The sequence below is a fragment of the Mycolicibacterium frederiksbergense genome (assembly GCF_012223425.1).
Lineage (GTDB): Bacteria > Actinomycetota > Actinomycetes > Mycobacteriales > Mycobacteriaceae > Mycobacterium > Mycobacterium frederiksbergense.
Genome location: NZ_CP038799.1, coordinates 1,779,424 through 1,796,073, shown reverse-complemented (window position 1 = coordinate 1,796,073; position 16,650 = coordinate 1,779,424). Strand labels below are relative to the sequence as shown.

16 protein-coding genes are annotated in these 16,650 nt (G+C 67.8%); 10 read left to right on the top strand and 6 right to left on the bottom strand.

Features of this window, described 5'->3' with window-relative positions; all coding sequences use genetic code 11:
• Window positions 1–4: 4 nt before the first annotated feature.
• Both dnaJ and EXE63_RS11650 read left to right on the top strand, forming a co-directional pair.
• Entirely contained in the window at window positions 5–1,186 is a 1,182-nt protein-coding gene (dnaJ, locus tag EXE63_RS11655) for a molecular chaperone DnaJ (RefSeq protein WP_168142093.1), read from the top strand.
• Window positions 1,183–1,536, top strand: a complete 354-nt coding sequence (locus EXE63_RS11650; protein WP_168142092.1) for a heat shock protein transcriptional repressor HspR — start codon at window positions 1,183–1,185, stop codon at window positions 1,534–1,536. Before dnaJ ends, EXE63_RS11650 begins: the two co-directional genes overlap by 4 nt.
• On the opposite strand, the gene EXE63_RS11645 is transcribed toward EXE63_RS11650, so the two are convergent.
• Window positions 1,533–2,423 (bottom strand): aldose 1-epimerase, encoded by an 891-nt coding sequence (locus EXE63_RS11645; RefSeq protein WP_168142091.1) that lies wholly within the window; start codon window positions 2,421–2,423, stop codon window positions 1,533–1,535. The two genes, EXE63_RS11650 and EXE63_RS11645, sit on opposite strands and share 4 nt — an antisense overlap.
• Window positions 2,424–2,428: 5 nt before the next feature.
• Complete coding sequence (locus tag EXE63_RS11640; protein WP_168142090.1) at window positions 2,429–3,580, bottom strand: FAD-binding oxidoreductase; 1,152 nt, start codon at window positions 3,578–3,580, stop codon at window positions 2,429–2,431.
• Between the two features lie 246 nt (window positions 3,581–3,826).
• On the opposite strand from EXE63_RS11640, the gene EXE63_RS11635 reads away from it, so the two are divergent.
• Entirely contained in the window at window positions 3,827–4,747 is a 921-nt protein-coding gene (locus EXE63_RS11635; protein ID WP_234904453.1) for a putative antibiotic biosynthesis monooxygenase, read from the top strand.
• Here EXE63_RS11635 and EXE63_RS11630 read toward each other — a convergent pair.
• The 3 genes from EXE63_RS11630 to EXE63_RS11620 all read right to left on the bottom strand — a co-directional run bounded on the left by EXE63_RS11630 (window position 4,732) and on the right by EXE63_RS11620 (window position 6,956).
• The gene (locus tag EXE63_RS11630) at window positions 4,732–5,403 is read right to left on the bottom strand and encodes a GAP family protein (protein ID WP_168142089.1); all 672 of its coding nucleotides are present in this window, start codon (window positions 5,401–5,403) and stop codon (window positions 4,732–4,734) included. The two genes, EXE63_RS11635 and EXE63_RS11630, sit on opposite strands and share 16 nt — an antisense overlap.
• The gene (locus EXE63_RS11625; RefSeq protein WP_168140740.1) at window positions 5,400–5,966 is read right to left on the bottom strand and encodes an Rv0361 family membrane protein; all 567 of its coding nucleotides are present in this window, start codon (window positions 5,964–5,966) and stop codon (window positions 5,400–5,402) included. Before EXE63_RS11625 ends, EXE63_RS11630 begins: the two co-directional genes overlap by 4 nt.
• Before the next feature lie 372 nt (window positions 5,967–6,338).
• A complete protein-coding gene (locus tag EXE63_RS11620) occupies window positions 6,339–6,956 on the bottom strand; it encodes a CYTH domain-containing protein (protein WP_168142088.1) in 618 nt (205 codons plus the stop codon).
• Between the two features lie 165 nt (window positions 6,957–7,121).
• Between EXE63_RS11620 and clpB the strand changes: the two genes are divergently transcribed.
• The 7 genes from clpB (at window position 7,122) to nhaA (ending at window position 15,942) form a co-directional block, all read left to right on the top strand.
• Complete coding sequence (clpB, locus tag EXE63_RS11615) at window positions 7,122–9,668, top strand: ATP-dependent chaperone ClpB (RefSeq protein ID WP_168142087.1); 2,547 nt, start codon at window positions 7,122–7,124, stop codon at window positions 9,666–9,668.
• Between the two features lie 124 nt (window positions 9,669–9,792).
• Window positions 9,793–10,617, top strand: a complete 825-nt coding sequence (ttfA, locus tag EXE63_RS11610) for a trehalose monomycolate transport factor TtfA (RefSeq protein ID WP_168142086.1) — start codon at window positions 9,793–9,795, stop codon at window positions 10,615–10,617.
• Between the two features lie 3 nt (window positions 10,618–10,620).
• On the top strand, window positions 10,621–11,430 hold the full coding sequence (locus tag EXE63_RS11605; RefSeq protein ID WP_234904452.1) for an SDR family NAD(P)-dependent oxidoreductase: 810 nt from the start codon (window positions 10,621–10,623) through the stop codon (window positions 11,428–11,430).
• The gene (locus EXE63_RS11600) at window positions 11,431–12,327 is read left to right on the top strand and encodes a hypothetical protein (RefSeq protein WP_168142085.1); all 897 of its coding nucleotides are present in this window, start codon (window positions 11,431–11,433) and stop codon (window positions 12,325–12,327) included.
• Window positions 12,324–12,962, top strand: coding sequence for a TrmH family RNA methyltransferase (locus EXE63_RS11595; protein WP_168142084.1), 639 nt, complete (start codon window positions 12,324–12,326; stop codon window positions 12,960–12,962). The genes EXE63_RS11600 and EXE63_RS11595 overlap by 4 nt, the downstream gene beginning before the upstream one ends.
• A gap of 14 nt (window positions 12,963–12,976) precedes the next feature.
• A complete protein-coding gene (locus EXE63_RS11590) occupies window positions 12,977–14,104 on the top strand; it encodes a glycoside hydrolase family 76 protein (RefSeq protein ID WP_168142083.1) in 1,128 nt (375 codons plus the stop codon).
• Window positions 14,101–15,942: a Na+/H+ antiporter NhaA gene (gene nhaA, locus EXE63_RS11585; RefSeq protein ID WP_168142082.1), complete on the top strand. Its 1,842-nt coding sequence runs from the start codon at window positions 14,101–14,103 to the stop codon at window positions 15,940–15,942. The genes EXE63_RS11590 and nhaA overlap by 4 nt, the downstream gene beginning before the upstream one ends.
• Here nhaA and EXE63_RS11580 read toward each other — a convergent pair.
• Window positions 15,939–16,634, bottom strand: coding sequence for a DedA family protein (locus EXE63_RS11580; RefSeq protein ID WP_168142081.1), 696 nt, complete (start codon window positions 16,632–16,634; stop codon window positions 15,939–15,941). The genes nhaA and EXE63_RS11580 overlap by 4 nt on opposite strands.
• Window positions 16,635–16,650: the final 16 nt, after the last annotated feature.

Sequence of the window (16,650 nt, the reverse complement as noted above, 5' to 3'; positions counted from 1 at the left end):
ACGCATGGCTCAGCGTGAGTGGGTCGAGAAGGACTTCTACAAGGAGCTGGGCGTCACCTCTGATGCCGGCAAGGACGAGATCAAGCGCGCCGCGCGCAAGATCCTGGCCGAGAACCACCCGGACCGCAATCCGGGCAACTCCGTGGCAGAGGAGCGGTACAAGGCCGCCTCCGAAGCCAAGGAGGTCCTCACCGACGACGCCAAGCGCAAGGAGTACGACGAGACGCGGCGCCTGTTCGCCAACGGGGGCTTCGGCCGCCGCGGGCCAGGTGCGGGCGGCAACTTCGGTGGATTCTCCGGCGAGGGAGCCGAATTCAACCTCGGCGATCTGTTCGATCAGGCGGGTCAGGCCGGCGGTGCCAATATCGGTGACCTGTTCGGTGGTTTGTTCGGCCGTGGTGCCCAACAGCCGCGTCCGACCCGTCCGCGGCGCGGCAACGACCTGGAAACCGAAACGGAACTGTCGTTCCTGGAGGCCACCAAGGGCGTCGCGATGCCGTTGCGGCTGACCAGTCCGGCACCGTGCACCAACTGCCATGGCAGCGGTGCGCGACCGGGCACCAGCCCGAAGGTGTGCCCGGGCTGTAACGGTGCGGGTGTCATCAACCGGAACCAGGGTGCGTTCGGCTTCTCCGAGCCGTGCACCGAATGCCGGGGCAGCGGCTCGATCATCGAGCACCCCTGCGATGAATGCCATGGCACTGGGGTCACGACCAGGACCCGCACCATCAACGTGCGGATCCCACCGGGCGTCGAGGACGGCCAGCGGATCAGGCTGGCCGGCCAGGGCGAGGCCGGGCTGCGGGGCGCCCCCTCGGGTGACCTGTACGTCACGGTTCATGTTCGCGCCGACAAGGTTTTCGGTCGTGACGGCGACGATCTGACCGTCACCGTTCCGGTGAGCTTCCACGAGTTGGCCTTGGGTGCAACGCTTTCGGTGCCGACGCTGGAGGGCAAGGTGGGGGTTCGGGTGCCCAAGGGCACATCGGACGGCCGCATCCTGCGGGTGCGTGGGCGCGGTGTGCCGAAGCGTTCGGGTGGTCACGGCGACCTGCTCGTCACGGTGAAGGTGGCGGTGCCGCCGAACCTGGAAGGCGAGGTCGCCGAGGCGCTCGAGGCCTACGCGAAAGCCGAACGGGCCAGCGGATTCGACCCGCGCGCCGGTTGGGCAGGAAATCTGTCATGAGCAGGAACGACGATGCCCGCACGTTCCTGATCTCGGTGGCCGCCGAGCTGGCCGGTATGCACGCGCAGACTCTGCGCACCTATGACCGGCTCGGTCTGGTCAGTCCGCAGCGCAGCTCCGGAGGAGGTCGGCGTTATTCACAACATGATGTCGACCTGCTCCGCGAGGTGCAGCGGCTGTCCCAGGACGAGGGTGTCAATCTTGCTGGTATCAAACGGATCATCGAGCTGACCAACCAGGTCGAGGCGCTGCAGAACCGGGTGGCCGAACTGGCCGCCGAGGTCGAGCAGCTACGCAAGCCCAGTACCGCGCTGGTGCTGTGGAAGCCCGGCGCACGGCGGGCGCGTTAGCAGACCCGGATACTGAACCGCGCCGTCGCCGGCTCACCCGCGGCCATCCGGTAACCGCCGCGGCGCAGTGCGTCGGTGGGCGCGGCCATCGGCTCGATCGCCACCAGGGCGTCGGCGGCGGGCGCGAACAGCTGCGCGGCCGGATAACCCTGTTCGAACGTGACCTCGATCCTGCGGTCGCCGCCGGAGAGCGCGAACACCGACCCCGTGGGCACCTCGTCGAAACCGTCATCGAGCACCCGGTCAGCCAGCGGCGCCGACTCCGCGGCCCACGATTCGTGCGCTCCGGTCGGGAGACCACGGTCATCGACCGGTAGGTGACGCATGGTGGGCGTGCTCAGCTCCCACTCGTCGCGTGGCACGTCCGGAATCGTGAAATACGGGTGATACCCGAAACACAGCGGAACCCGACCCGCACCCGGCTCGACGGTGGTGGCGATGGTCAGCGTCCGCTCGGCAAGGGTGATCCGCTGCGTCAGCACATGCGGGAACGGGAACGCTGCCAGTAGTTCGGGCGTGCGGTAATCCAGCGTGGCGACCACGGCATTGGCCGATTGGTCACTGACCTGCCAGCCCGGATGGGCGGCCAGCACCCCGTGCATGGGGGCGCCGTGCGGATCAGTGCGTACCCGTGGCGCGCCCGCGAGGTCGACGTTCGTTGCGTCGACGGTGTACTCGGTACCGCTGAGCCGGTTTGCCCACGGATAGAGGATGGGGATGCCCATCGTCTTCCCGTCGTTGACGTAGGCGTCGAGGCCGCGTCGCTGCCCGAGGAACTCGACGCCGTCATCGGCCAGCGAGGTGCCGATCATGCCCGCGTCGGGCACGAAGGTGGCCGTCAGCGCCGACGACGGGTCCCGCAGGGTTACGCGCTTCAGTTCGGCCATGGCTGTCACGCTAGCGGGTCGTGCTGGATGCGCTCGGGCGGTGCGCCTTTCGCGATCAGCGCGGCCTTCGTCGCGGTGACCATGTCCGGACCGCCGCAGATCAGGATCTGGCGGTCACCCCAGCTGCCGTACCCGGTCACCACCTCGGGCAGCCTCCCGGTCTGGCGCACATGCAGGCCACGCGGCGGCTGGTGATCGGGATAGTCGGAGGCCCACGGCGGATTGGTGGAGAACTCCGACACCGGCGTCACCGAGAGCCACGGGTTGGTCGAGGCGATCTCCCACAGCGTGCGCAGATCGTAGAGATCGCAGGGGTAGCGGCCGCCGAAGAAGAGATGCACCCGCGGATTCTCGGCATAGCGGCTCAGGTCGGAGATCAGCGCCCGTAGCGGGGCCAGTCCGGTGCTGCCCGCCACCAGCAGCACGTCCTCCCCGTCGCGGTCGATCTGCAGTCCGCCGTGCGGGGCGGACAGCCGCCACCGGTCCCCGGGTGCCGTCTCGCCGACGATCGCGGTGCTGACCATCCCACCGCTGACGGACCGGATGTGGAACTCGATGGCACCACTTTCGTCGGACGGTATCGACGGACTGAGATAGCGCCATCGGCGGGGCCACTGCGGCACCTGCACCGTCACGTACTGCCCGGAGTGATAAAACAGCGGCCGGTCCAGTTGCAACCGGACGATGGAGACGTCCCGGGTGGCCCGGATGTGCTCCAGTACGGTCCCGTCGACGAACGGCGGGGTCTGCTCGGCGTCGGCCGCGCCACGCATCACCCCGATCACGAGTTCGATGAAATCGGATGTGGCCTCGGCGATCCGGCCGTCCCAGACGTCGGCCAGCTCGCCGCGCAGGGTGGTCAGCAGCGCCTGGCCCAGGGTGTCGTAATGCCTGGCGGTGACCCCGTACTTGCGGTGATCGCGGCCGAGCTGGGCCATGAACGCGACCGGCTCCTCGGCTCGCTGCGCGATCATCTCGGACAGCAGCCAGCTCAGCGCCTCACCGAAGGACGCGCGCTGGCGGGTCAGATCGGGGGGAAACAGGTCACGCGCCGACATGTCGATGGCGAACCAGCGGGTGTAGATCCTGCCGATCACCTGATCGGCGTCGACCGTGGCGCGCAGTGTCTGCAGCGCGTCGCGGTCGTCGAGTCCCACGAGGTACGAGTTTAGGCGCGGCCGATCGCGGGGGTCGCAATCAGCGCCTGCGGCATATCGGCAACCATTGAATGATAGTGTCCAAACATGCCCTCACCAGCGCAGAAAGCCCGGCAGTGGGGCAGGGGACAGGGTGAGTCGCTGCGTGCCAACGCCCGTTCCTCCAGACCTACGTTCTGACCCGCAGCGCTACGTGATGAAGGTGTCACCACTGACAGATCTGCCCGTCGAGTTGGGTCTGCCCGGGTGAGCGCGCCCGAGGTCACCGCGGTGCTGGTGTTCCATCCGGGCGGCAGCGGTGAGTTCTCGGAATGGGCGAGCACCCTGACCTCCAACGCCGCCGGTTGTATCAGGGCCCGGGTGTCGGTGGTCGACGGATCCTTGGAGCCCGCCGTCGCGGTGACCTTCACCGGCATCACAGAACTCGACGCGTGGCTGGACCGTGCCGACGCGCTGGGAAACGGGGGATGGCTGCCGGCGGCCCCGGCGATACTGCTTGCGACCGACGAGCCTCCGCCGGCAGGTATCGCAGCCTTCCGGCATCAGCTCGTCGCCGGCAGGACCACCGAATTCCTGCAGTCGCAGCGCGAACTCGCCACCGCCGCACACGGCTTCAGCGGGTATGAGGGCACCGTGCTTTTCGTCGATGGGGGAGAGGCCCTCTCGGTGCTGCGCTTCCGCACCGACCGGCATCTGACGGCGTGGATGTCATCGCGTCAACGCGAGGATGCGCTGCCCGGCCTGCGATCGAGCCTGACCGCGGAGTTCGCCCCGGTAACCGGCACCACCGCCTTCGGCACCACCGTCCGCACCGACGGTGGCCGCATGCTCATGACGCCCAACTGGAAATCGGTCATGCTGGTGCTGCTGGTGTTGTACCCGACGGTGATGCTGCTGTCGCGCTTTCTGGGGCCGGTGCTGGATCGCCTCGGTGCCGAGCCCTGGCTGTCGCTGTGGCTCAGTCAGGTGATCAGCGTGACGGCGATGCAGTGGTGGCTGATGCCCTGGGCCTCAAGGCCGTTCCGGCGCTGGCTGGACCCGGTCGACGGTGCGGGCTGGCGTAGCAGCCTGGCCGGTGCGTCGGTGATACTGCTGCTCTACGCGGTGACGCTGCTGCTGTTCGGTTCGGTCACGTGGCTGCAGTTCTGGGACTACGCCAGTCCGTGAATTCCCTTGTACAGCACCATGACACCGATGACGACCAGGATCGCGGCCATCAGGGTGGCGTGCTGTTGCTCCATCCACTCCTTCAGGCGTGTCAGTGGGGCCACCAGACGCTCTCCACTGACGACATAGGCGAGCACGGGCAGGATCACCGTGCTTCCCGCGATCGCCACGAAGTAGACCATCGCCAGCCAAGCCGGGGCCACCCCGATACCGGCGGTGCCGATCGCCAAACCTGCTGCGATACAGATGAACAACACCTTCGGGTTCACCACCGCCAGCGCCGCGGCGGTGATCACGGCCCGTTGCGGTGTGAGCCCGCTCAGCTTGCGCATCCATGCCGGTGAGTGCTCGGACTTCGTGCGGGTCACCCATTTGTATCCACCGAACACGATCAGTGCCGCGCCGATGGCAATGCGCACCCAGGACGCCCAGCCGGGCGGCTTGTCCAGCGAACCCACCAATCCCGAGGCGACCACGAAGACCGACACCAGTGCGGCCAGCCCCAGTAGCCAGCCGGCGAGGAAGGCCAGCCCGGTCGGGCGCGGTCGTTCGGTGTGCAGGGCCAGCACCGCGGGGATGATGGACAGCGGTGAGAGCGCGATGACGAGAGCCAGCGGCGCCAACTCGGTCAGGACTGAACCCCAGATGTCGTTCACAGTTCGCACCACTTCCACTGGCCGTTCTCGTAGGAGAAGGCGATTTCGTCCGGATCGGTGCCGTCGTTCTCGATGACGGTGTCGGCGGTGTTACCGGTGATCTCGATCGACGTGACGGTCAGATCGAGCTCGCCCATCCCGTCACGCATATCGGCGAAGTTGGCCCGGGAGAACTGTTCGTCGGCGCGCATCTCGGCGCACATCAGGTTGCGCAGGTTGTCGTATTCCTGCCCGTTCCAGGCCTGTTCGAATTGCGCGACGACCTTCTCGATCTGGTCCTCATCGGAGAGTGCCGCAACAGTGCTCGTTGGCGGCGCGCTGATCGGGCCCCCGGGGGGTTTGTGGCGGGTCACGGCGACGGTGACGACCGCGGCGACGGCGATGAGCAGCACAGCGCCCACCGAGCCGAGGATGAGCCCGTTGCGGCCGCCGGATTTGCCCTCCGGCACCCACAGCGGCCAACCCTGCGGTGGCGGCGGCCAGGACGGATCGGGTTGCCAGCCCGCGGGCGGCGTCCAACCCGGCGGAACGGGCGGCCAGTTCGGCGGTGGGTTGAAGCGCATGGCAATAGTGTCGCCGATGCCGGGGCATATTGACGTCAGTGACGCAGATAGCGCGAAGCGAGGGTCGACCGCCGTGGCGACAACCGACTTCGTCATCAACCCGACCAATCGAAAGGCTCTATCGCCGCAATACATCTACGACTCCGCCGAGTCGGTGATAGCGACACTGGCACCGCTGCAACTGCGCTCGAACAGCCGCCGCTGGAGTATCGGATGGACAGTGCCCAGAGGACAGCCAGGTCGATGCCCGCGCTGCTGTTGACCGCTTTGTTCGCGCGCTATTTCTGCGACCGTATGGAGTGCGGGCGAGGAGTTGATGGACCGGGCGGGCTACTGGTTGTCACGACCGACGTGGGAGCAGTAGCCCTGCGGTCAGTCGAAGGTGTTGGTTCCCAAACTCTCCACGAACCGGGGCCCGAGCAGGTCGAGCTCATCGAGGTAGCTGCCTGCCCAGCCGCCGAACGGCTGGTGCGCGAGATACTCGTTGCGGAAGCGGTCGTCCTCGGAAACCTCGGTGGCGCAGAACTCGGGGATCACCAGATCGGTCACGGGACCGCCGCGTTCGACCTCGGCCATCATCAGGGGAGCGTTTCCGCTCAGGAACCGGTCGATGATCCAGCCGTCCTCGCCGAGCCAGGCCGAGTACCGGACCTTGATGACGACGTGCTCGGCGCGCGCCACGATCTGTCCGGCCACCATCGGATCGAGATCGCGTTCGGCCTCATAGCGGGTGCCGCCTGCGGCGGGGCCTTTGGCGGTCATGGTGCCGATCGCGTCGTCACCCAGAGCCTGCACCAGTGCGGCGGGGGTCCCGTCGAGCGCAGCCGGCGCGGGGCCCTGTAGGCGGATGCGAACCGCGTAGCCGTCGGCGGCGAACAGGTAGGCCTGCACGATCAGCATGGGGGTGGGATCGGACGCCGCGACGGCGGGCATCTCGCGGACGAAGAACTTCCGTTCGAACTCGAAGTCGCCGGAACCGGAGTCGGACATAAGACGACGTTAGTCCCTAGTCACGCCGAAGCCGGGCGCGAAGAGTGTGTGTCAGCCGCTTCGAAAAAAGATAGAGTTGAGCGGAACAGACTCAACCTTGACTGCGTTGGACAACACGACAAGCATTTTTACCCAGCTGTAAAGAACCTTTGAAAGGTAGGTGTCGTGGACTCGTTCAATCCGACCACGAAGACCCAGGCGGCACTGACCTCGGCGCTGCAGGCGGCAACATCCGCAGGCAACCCGCAGATCACCCCCGCTCATTTGTTGATGGCGTTGCTGACGCAGAACGACGGCATCGCCGGGCCCCTGTTGGAGGCGGTCGGAGTCGAGCCCGCGACGATCCGGGCCGAGGCCGAGCGCCTCGTCGGCCGGCTGCCCAGCGCCTCCGGCTCCAGCTCACAACCCCAGCTCAGCCCCGACGCGATCACCGCGATCACCACGGCGCAGCACCTGGCCACCGAGATGGACGACGAATACGTCTCCACCGAGCATCTGCTGGTCGGCCTGGCCAGCGGCAACGCGGACACCGCCAAGCTGCTCACCGGTGCCGGCGCAACGCCGGAAGCGCTGCGTGATGCGTTCACCAAGGTGCGGGGCAGCGCACGGGTCACCAGCCCCGACCCCGAGGGGACGTATCAGGCGCTGGAGAAGTACTCCACCGACCTGACCGCCGCCGCCCGGGAAGGCAAGCTCGACCCGGTCATCGGGCGTGACAACGAGATCCGTCGCGTCGTGCAGGTGCTGAGTCGTCGCACGAAGAACAACCCCGTGCTGATCGGCGAGCCCGGCGTCGGCAAGACCGCCATCGTGGAGGGCCTGGCCCAGCGCATCATCGCCGGCGACGTGCCGGAGAGCCTGCGCGACAAGACCCTGGTCTCCCTGGACCTGAGTGCCATGGTGGCCGGCGCCAAGTACCGCGGTGAATTCGAGGAACGCCTCAAGGCTGTCCTGGACGACATCAAGAACTCGGCCGGACAGGTCGTCACCTTCATCGACGAGCTGCACACCATCGTCGGCGCCGGTGCCAGCGGTGAGTCGGCGATGGACGCCGGCAACATGATCAAGCCCATGCTGGCCCGCGGTGAGCTGCGCCTGGTGGGTGCCACCACGCTCGACGAATACCGCCAGTACATCGAGAAGGACGCCGCGCTGGAGCGCCGCTTCCAGCAGGTGCTGGTCGGTGAACCGTCGGTAGAGGACACCGTCGGCATCCTGCGTGGCCTCAAGGACCGCTACGAGGTGCACCACGGTGTGCGCATCACCGACTCCGCGCTGGTGGCCGCGGCGACGCTGAGCGACCGGTACATCACCAGCCGGTTCCTGCCCGACAAGGCCATCGACCTGGTCGACGAGGCCGGATCGCGGCTGCGGATGGAGATCGACTCCCGGCCCGTCGAGATCGACGAGGTCGAACGGCTGGTCCGGCGCCTGGAGATCGAAGAGATGGCCCTGGCCAAAGAAACAGACGCGGCATCGGTCGATCGCCTGGAGAAACTGCGCGCCGAACTGGCCGACAAGAAGGAACAGCTGTCCGAGCTGACCACAAGGTGGCAGAACGAGAAGAGCGCCATCGACATCGTCCGCGATTTCACCGAGCAGCTGGACCGGCTGCGCGGCGAGGCCGACCGCGCCGAGCGCGACGGTGACCTGGCCAAGGCCGCCGAGCTGCGCTACGGACGTATCCCGGAGATCGAGAAGAAGCTCGACGCCGCACTGCCGGTCGCCGAGGCCCGCGAGAACGTCATGCTCAAGGAGGAGGTCGGACCCGACGACATCGCCGAGGTGGTGGAGGCGTGGACCGGCATCCCAGCCGGGCGGATGCTCGAAGGGGAGACCGCCAAGCTGCTGCGCATGGAGGACGAGCTGGGTCGGCGGGTCATCGGTCAGAAGGACGCGGTCGCCGCGGTCTCCGATGCGGTGCGGCGTTCCCGCGCCGGTGTCGCCGATCCGAACCGGCCGACGGGCTCGTTCATGTTCCTCGGGCCGACCGGTGTCGGTAAGACCGAGCTGGCCAAGGCGCTGGCGGAGTTCCTGTTCGACGACGAACGCGCGATGGTGCGCATCGACATGAGCGAGTACGGCGAGAAGCACTCGGTCGCGCGGCTGGTCGGTGCCCCTCCGGGCTACATCGGCTACGACCAAGGTGGCCAGCTCACCGAGGCGGTGCGGCGCAGGCCGTACACCGTGGTGCTGTTCGACGAGGTCGAGAAGGCCCACCCGGACGTGTTCGACGTGCTGCTGCAGGTCCTCGACGAGGGCAGGCTGACCGACGGACAGGGCCGCACGGTCGATTTCCGCAACACCATCCTCATCCTGACGTCCAACCTCGGGTCGGGCGGCAACGAGGAGCAGGTGATGGCGGCCGTGCGGGCGGCGTTCAAGCCGGAGTTCATCAACCGGCTCGACGACGTACTGATCTTCGATGCGCTGAGTCCCGACCAGCTGGTGTCCATCGTCGACATCCAGCTGAACCAGCTGCAGAAGCGGCTGGCCCAGCGCAGGCTGACCCTCGAGGTGTCCCTGGAGGCCAAGCAGTGGCTGGCCGATCGTGGATTCGACCCGCTCTACGGTGCGCGTCCGCTGCGCCGGCTGGTGCAGCAGGCCATCGGTGACCAACTGGCCCGGATGTTGCTGGCGGGCCAGGTGCACGACGGTGACACCGTCAAGGTCGATGTCAGCGCCGACGGTGAGGGCCTGATCCTGGCCTGATTGAGCGACTTCGGCGCGCTCACGTACGTTCTGCGCACGTGGGCGCGCCGAAATCGCGGTGGGGTGGGGATTGTGACCATCTCGAGTTCTGGCGAATCGGGCTCCAGCAAGTACTCTGAGGGCAATGGTTCCTCTCTGGTTCACGCTGTCCGCACTCTGCTTCGTGGGTGCGGCCGTCTTGCTGTACGTGGATATCGACCGCCGGCGCGGGTTGGGCCGGCGGCGTAAGTCGTGGGCGAAGTCGCACGGTTTCGACTATGAACACGAATCTGCCGACATTTTGAGCCGTTGGAAGCGCGGCGTGATGTCGACCGTCGGGGAGAGCGTCCAGGCCCGCAATGTGGTCCTGGGCCAGATCCGCGGCGAGGCCGTCTTCGTCTTCGATCTCGACGATGTCGCCACGGTGATCGCGCTGCATCGCAAAGTCGGCACCAATGTCGTGGTGGATCTTCGCCTGAAGGACATCAAGGAGCCCCGCGAGAGCGATATCTGGCTGCTCGGTGCCATCGGCCCGCGGATGGTGTACTCCACCAACCTGGACGCGGCCCGCCGGGCCTGCGACCGCCGGATGGTGACATTCGCCCACACCGCCCCCGACTGCGCCGAGATCATGTGGAACGAGCAGAACTGGACGCTGGTGGCCATGCCGATCACCAGCAGCCGTGCCCAGTGGGATGAGGGACTGCGCACCGTGCGTCAGTTCAACGACCTGCTGCGCGTCCTGCCGCCCGTCCCGCAGCCCGGTCAGAACGGTGTCGGCGCCCGCAGCGGTCAGCCCGCGCTGGCCCGTCGCAGCGGTTCCCCGAGCCGCCCGTCGCTGCCGCGCCCCGCCGAACTTCCCGCCGGACGCGGCGACCTGCCGCCCGGCCGTGCTGACGTGGGCCGTTACGTCCAGCAGCGGCCGCCGGTGCACAACGGCACCCGGCAGTCACCGCACTACCAGCGGTAGCCGGTGCGGGTACCGAAGGGCGGGAGCGGAGCGACTCGGGAAGATCGGACAGCGCTGATCACCGGGCCGACAGCCGGCCTCGGAGAGGGTTTCGCCCGCCGTTACGCCCAAGACGGGTACGACCTGGTGCTGGTGGCTCGTGACACGGCACGCCTGGAAAAACTCGCCGCGGAATTGCGCGATGAGGCCGGAACCACCGTCGAGGTGCTTCCCGCCGACCTGGCCGTCGCCGCCGACCGTCAACGCGTGGCCTTGCGGCTGTCGGCCGGGGTGCACACCCTGATCAACAATGCCGGGTTCGGCACCTCGGGCGAATTCTGGACCGCCGACTACGCGCTGCTGCAGTCCCAGCTCGACGTCAACGTCACCGCCGTCATGCAACTCACCCACGCCGCGCTGCTACCGATGCTGGCCGCCGGGGCGGGCACCGTGATCAACGTGGCCAGTGTGGCGGGCCTGCTGCCCGGCCGCGGCTCCACCTACTCGGCGTCGAAATCCTGGGTCATCGCCTTCTCCGAGGGGCTGGCGAACGGCCTCGGCGGCTCCGGGGTGGGCGTGCACGCGCTCTGCCCCGGCTTCGTGCGCACCGAATTCCACGAGCGGGCCGGGATCGAGATGTCCGGCACGCCTTCCTGGTTCTGGCTGGAGGTCCCGGACGTGGTCCGGGACTGCCTGGCCGATGTCGCCAAGGGCGAGGTCGTGATCGTGCCGGGCCTGCAGTACAAGGCGCTGACCGCCGGCAGTCGGCTGGTTCCGCGAAACCTGTTGCGCGGCTTGACCAAGCGGGTCGGTAGAGGCCGCGGGCGGACCTGAATGGGGTTGAAACGGATGCTGGCGGCCGCGCTGGCGGTGCTGATGCTCGCGGCCTGCTCCGGCAGCGACGACACCGTTGGCCCCTACGGCACCCAGCAGGCCAAGGTCGGTGAATCGCTGTCGATACTGGGCTGGAACGTCTCGGTGGCCAATCTGCGTTTCGAGGACGATCAGGTTCTCATCGACGTCGATGCCGCGGTCGCCGAGGAGGGCGGCGCGCACGCCCCGGCGGAAAGTCTGCGGTTCGGTCTGTACGGTGCGCTCGCCCACCCGATCGAAGGCAACGCCATCGGCGGCTGTGCGTCTGCACCCGATCTGAGCCTGCAGCCCATCACTGCGCGCGATCCCCAACGCCTCAGTGGCACAGCGTGCCTGGGCCCGATCCGGGATCAGAGCCAGGTACGCGGGGTGTACATGTACTCGCCGCAGGACCGGATGCCCAAGACGACGGTCGCCTACGCGGCGGCTTTCCCGGTCGGCCTGGCGCCCACCAGTACCACCGACACCGGCCTGTCGATGCGCTCGACCAGCGTGGACGCCTTCAAGGCCGACGGCTCGCAGCTGGCACCGACCGCCCTGGGCGACCCGGAGGCGTTCAGCGGCAACGGGTACATGCTGCTGGGCCTGTCGATCGACGGGCTGGCCGAGCGCTACGAGGACGACTCGAAGGCGCGCGGGGGTCCGCTGATGGTGCTGACCGGCCCGACGCTGCCCGGAAGCGGTCTCTCCCATGCCTGTTCGTTGTACGGCTCGTCGCTTCTGGTGCTACCCGACGCGGCGCGCGACGCGGTGGCCATCCGGGCGTCCATGTGTACCCAGGGTGAGATCAACGCCGCGTTGCTCTACCCGTCGGTGTCCTTGGTCGGCACCCACGCGGCGCTGTGGACCACGGAGTGAATTCGGGCCCGACCGAATGGGGCGAGACCCCGGGCGTCGGCCCCTGGAGCGGGCCCACCCCGGATGACCCACGCTACGATCCCGACCTGCTGCGCGACGGGGACACCCGCAATGTCGTTGACGCATACCGGTATTGGACGCGTGAGGCGATCATCGCCGATATCGACACCCGCAGGCACCCACTGCACGTCGCCATCGAGAACTTCGGCAGCGACGCCAATATCGGTACCGTCGTGCGCACCGCCAACGCCTTCGCGGTGGACACCGTGCACATCGTCGGCCGGCGCCGCTGGAACCGGCGCGGCGCCATGGTGACCGATCGCTACCAACGGCTGCGCCACCACGACACCACCGCGGAGTTACTCGCATTCGCCGCCGGCGCGGGCCTGCACGTCGTCGCCGTCGACAATGTGCCGGGCTCGCAACCTCTCGAACACGCCATCCTGCCGAGGGAATGCCTGCTGGTGTTCGGGCAGGAGGGCCCCGGCATCACCCCGGAAGCCTCCGCCGGCGCCGAATTGACGGTGTCCATCGCGCAGTTCGGCTCGACCCGCAGCATCAACGCCGGTGTCGCCGCCGGCATCGCGATGCACGCGTGGATCCGCACGCATGCCGACACATCCTTGGCCTGGTAGGGCAGGATCTAAGCATGGTTCAGGTGTGGGCAAATCGTGCAGCCAGTTCGGAAGCCGCGATCACCAAGCGACACCTCAGGCGGCTGTGGGGGCTGCCCGGCACCCAGCTCGGCGTGGTGGCCTGGCCGGCCGCCCGCAAACAGACCCTGTTCGGCACCTGGCACTACTGGTGGCAGGCCCATCTGCTGGACTGCCTTATCGACGCGCAGCTGCGCGACCCGCAGCCGCAGCGCCTCACCCGCATCAACCGCCAGATCCGCGGGCACCGCATCCGCAACAACGGCCGCTGGACCAACGACTACTACGACGATATGGCGTGGCTGGCGCTGGCGCTGGAGCGCTCCGGGCGGCTCTGCGACATCGGACGGCCCAAGGCGCTGGACACGCTGGCCGACCAGTTCCTGAACTCCTGGGTGCCCGAGGACGGCGGCGGTATCCCGTGGCGCAAGCAGGACCAGTTCTTCAACGCTCCCGCCAACGGGCCCGCCGCCATCTTCCTGGCCCGGCACGACCGGGTGCGCCGCGCCCAGCAGATGGCCGACTGGATCGACGAGACGCTGATCGACCCGGAGACCCACCTGGTCTTCGACGGTGTCAAGGCCGGTTCGCTGGTGCGCGCCCAGTACACCTACTGCCAGGGCGTGGTGCTCGGGCTCGAGGTCGAACTGGCCAACCGCACCGACGACCCCGACCATGCCGGCCGGGTGCACCGGCTGGTGGCCGCGGTCGGCAAGGGGATGGCCACCGACGGGGTGATCCGCGGTGCCGGCGGCGGCGACGGCGGTCTGTTCAACGCGATCCTGGCCCGCTATCTGGCGTTCGTCGCCACCGATCTGCGCGGCAGCACACCCGAGGACGAGCAGGCCCGTGCCACCGCCCGGGACCTGGTGCTGACCTCGGCGAAGTCGGCGTGGGACTACCGGCAGACGGTGGACGGGCTCCCGCTGTTCGGGGCGTTCTGGGACCGCAATGCGGTGGTGCCGCAATCGGTGACCGGGGATGCCCAGTTCGTGGAGGGCGCGGTGAACGCCTCCGAGATCGCCGAGCGTGACCTCTCGGTGCAGCTGTCCGGCTGGATGCTGATGGAGGCCGCCCACACCCTCGACGACACCGCCGAGAGCGACGAAGACGCCGATCAGTGACCGAGGCGACGACCCAGCGGGGTTTCCCACTGCTTCCGTCGCGGTTCAGCCGTGGCAGCAAGGCCACCAGGACGACGGACAACACCGCGGCCGCCCTGCTGCTCGCATTCACCGTCATCGCCATCGCGTGGGCGAACTCGCCCTGGGCGGACAGCTATTCGACATTGCTGGATACCCACCTGGGTGTCACTTTCGGAGCGCACCACGTCGAGATGACGGTCAAGCACTTCGTCAACGACGCGTTGATGACGTTCTTCTTCTTCATCGTCGGCCTCGAGGTGACCCGCGAATTCACCATCGGTGAGTTGACCGACCGGTCGCGGGCAGCGGTACCGGTGATCGCGGCGGCCGCCGGTCTGGTCATCCCGGCCGTGGTGTTCCTGGCGTTCAATCCGTCCGGTGAGAATGCCCAGGCGTGGGGGGTGGTGATCTCCACCGACACCGCGTTCCTGGTCGGTGCGCTGGCCATCATCAAGCCCAAATTCCCTGCGCGCGTGCGGATTTTCTTGCTGACCCTGGCCGTGGTGGACGACGTCGGCGCGCTGTGCGCGATCGCGCTGTTCTACTCCGACAGCATTCAGGTCGGTCCCCTGCTGGTCGCGGTGGCGCTGACCGGCGCGCTCGCGCTGGTGCGGTTCCTGCCGCCAGCGTTCTGTGGACCCGCGTACGCCGTCTTCGGGGTGGCGCTGTGGATCGCGCTGTACCTGGCCGGGGTCCATCCGACGCTGGCCGGTGTGGTGATCGCGCTGCTGATCCCGGTGTTCACGCCCGAGCGTCGCCCGGTCGAGCGGGCCGTCGATCAGATCCGTGCGTTCCGGCAGTCGCCGAACTCCGAGTACGCCCGGGCGGCCAGTCGCTCACTGCGCGAATCGATCTCGATCAACGAACGGTTGCAGACCACGGTCGGGCCCGCCGTCTCGTTCGTCGTGCTCCCGCTGTTCGCGTTGGTCAACGCCGGCGTCAAGCTCGATGCGCAGAGCCTGTCCACGGCGCTGCGGTCACCACTGACGTGGGGCATCGTCGCCGGTCTGGTGATCGGCAAGTTCGTCGGCATTACCGGGGCCACCTGGCTGATCCGGCGCAGCGGGCTCGGCGAGCTCGCTCCGGGGCTCACCCTGCGCCGGATCGCGGGGGGCGCAGCCCTGTCCGGCATCGGCTTCACCATCTCACTGTTCATCGTCGACATCGCGATCACCGATCCCGGCCGCCAGGACCAGGCGCGCATCGGCGTGCTGGCGGCCTCGATCATCGCGTTCGCCCTCGGCTGGGCCATCTTCCGGATCACCGACTGGCTCAGTCCACCCGAGCCGGTCGGGCTGAAGCTGCTGCGTCCGGTCGACCCCGACCGCGACCACACCCGTGGCAACCATGCCGCGCCGCTGACGCTGGTCGAGTACGGCGATTTCGAGTGCCCCTTCTGCAGCCGCGCCACCGGCGCGATCGACGAGGTGCGGGCCCACTTCGGCGACCGGCTGCTGTACGTGTGGCGGCATTTCCCGCTGGAGCGTGCCCACCCGCGGGCCTTCGATGCCGCGCGCGCCAGTGAGGCCGCGGCCCTGCAGGGCAGGTTCTGGGAGATGGCGCACGAACTGTTCGACCACCAGGACGACCTGGAGTGGTCGGACATCTACCGGTATGCCGTGGCCGCCGGATGTGACATCGAGCAGTTCGACCAGGACGTGCGGGTGCACTCGTCGAAGGTGCTGCACCGGGTGACCGACGACGCCGAGGACGCCGAAGCGATGGATCTCAACGCCACCCCGACGCTGTTCGTCAACGGCACACGGCACAAGGGGCCGTGGGATGCGGCCAGCCTGATCCGGGCTCTGGAGACCTAGGCCTGCTCGGCGAGCGGACCCTCCCCGGCGTCCTTGGCGGCCTTGCGGCGCTTGTACCACTCGATGGCGATCGGCAGCACCGACAGCAGCACGATGCCGATGACGATCGGTTCGAGCAGCTTCTGGATGATCTCGAAACGGCCCAGCCAGTAGCCGAGCAGCGTCAGCCCGCAGCCCCACACGATGGCACCGACGGCGTTGTACAGCGTGAACACCGCGTAGTTCATCTTGGCCGCGCCGGCGGTGATCGGGGCCAGCGTGCGCACGATCGGCACGAAGCGGGCGATCACGATGGCGAACGGGCCGCGCTGCTCGAAGAAGATGTGCGCCTCGTCGAGGTACTTCTGCTTGAGGAAGCGCGCGTTGGGCTTGAACATGGCGGTCCCGACATTGCGGCCGATCCAGTAGCCGACCTGCGCGCCGAGCACTGCGGCGATCGGGATGAACACCAGCAGTTGCCACAGCTGAAAGTCCGTGCTCGCCACGTTGCCTTCCGCCGATGCCGTCTGGATACCGGCGGCGAGCATGCCCGCCACGAACAGCAGGGAATCACCCGGAAGGATCGGGAACAGCACGCCGGACTCGACGAACACGACCACGAGCAGACCGACCAGCGCCCAGGTTCCGAAATAACTCAGCAGGTTGATCGGATCCAGGAAGTCCGGCATGAGGGCCAGATGGGTGGTGGTCATGAGGCCCCAAGATACC

What these genes read in the sequence shown, in the direction of transcription:
- EXE63_RS11590 (WP_168142083.1), top strand. Translation starts at nt 12,977, where the DNA reads ATGGTTCAGGTGTGGGCAAATCGTGCAGCCAGTTCGGAAGCCGCGATC.
- EXE63_RS11645 (WP_168142091.1), bottom strand. Translation starts at nt 2,423, where the DNA reads ATGGCCGAACTGAAGCGCGTAACCCTGCGGGACCCGTCGTCGGCGCTG.
- EXE63_RS11600 (WP_168142085.1), top strand. Translation starts at nt 11,431, where the DNA reads ATGGGGTTGAAACGGATGCTGGCGGCCGCGCTGGCGGTGCTGATGCTC.
- EXE63_RS11650 (WP_168142092.1), top strand. Translation starts at nt 1,183, where the DNA reads ATGAGCAGGAACGACGATGCCCGCACGTTCCTGATCTCGGTGGCCGCC.
- dnaJ (WP_168142093.1), top strand. Translation starts at nt 5, where the DNA reads ATGGCTCAGCGTGAGTGGGTCGAGAAGGACTTCTACAAGGAGCTGGGC.
- EXE63_RS11625 (WP_168140740.1), bottom strand. Translation starts at nt 5,966, where the DNA reads ATGCGCTTCAACCCACCGCCGAACTGGCCGCCCGTTCCGCCGGGTTGG.
- EXE63_RS11580 (WP_168142081.1), bottom strand. Translation starts at nt 16,634, where the DNA reads ATGACCACCACCCATCTGGCCCTCATGCCGGACTTCCTGGATCCGATC.
- ttfA (WP_168142086.1), top strand. Translation starts at nt 9,793, where the DNA reads ATGGTTCCTCTCTGGTTCACGCTGTCCGCACTCTGCTTCGTGGGTGCG.
- EXE63_RS11620 (WP_168142088.1), bottom strand. Translation starts at nt 6,956, where the DNA reads ATGTCCGACTCCGGTTCCGGCGACTTCGAGTTCGAACGGAAGTTCTTC.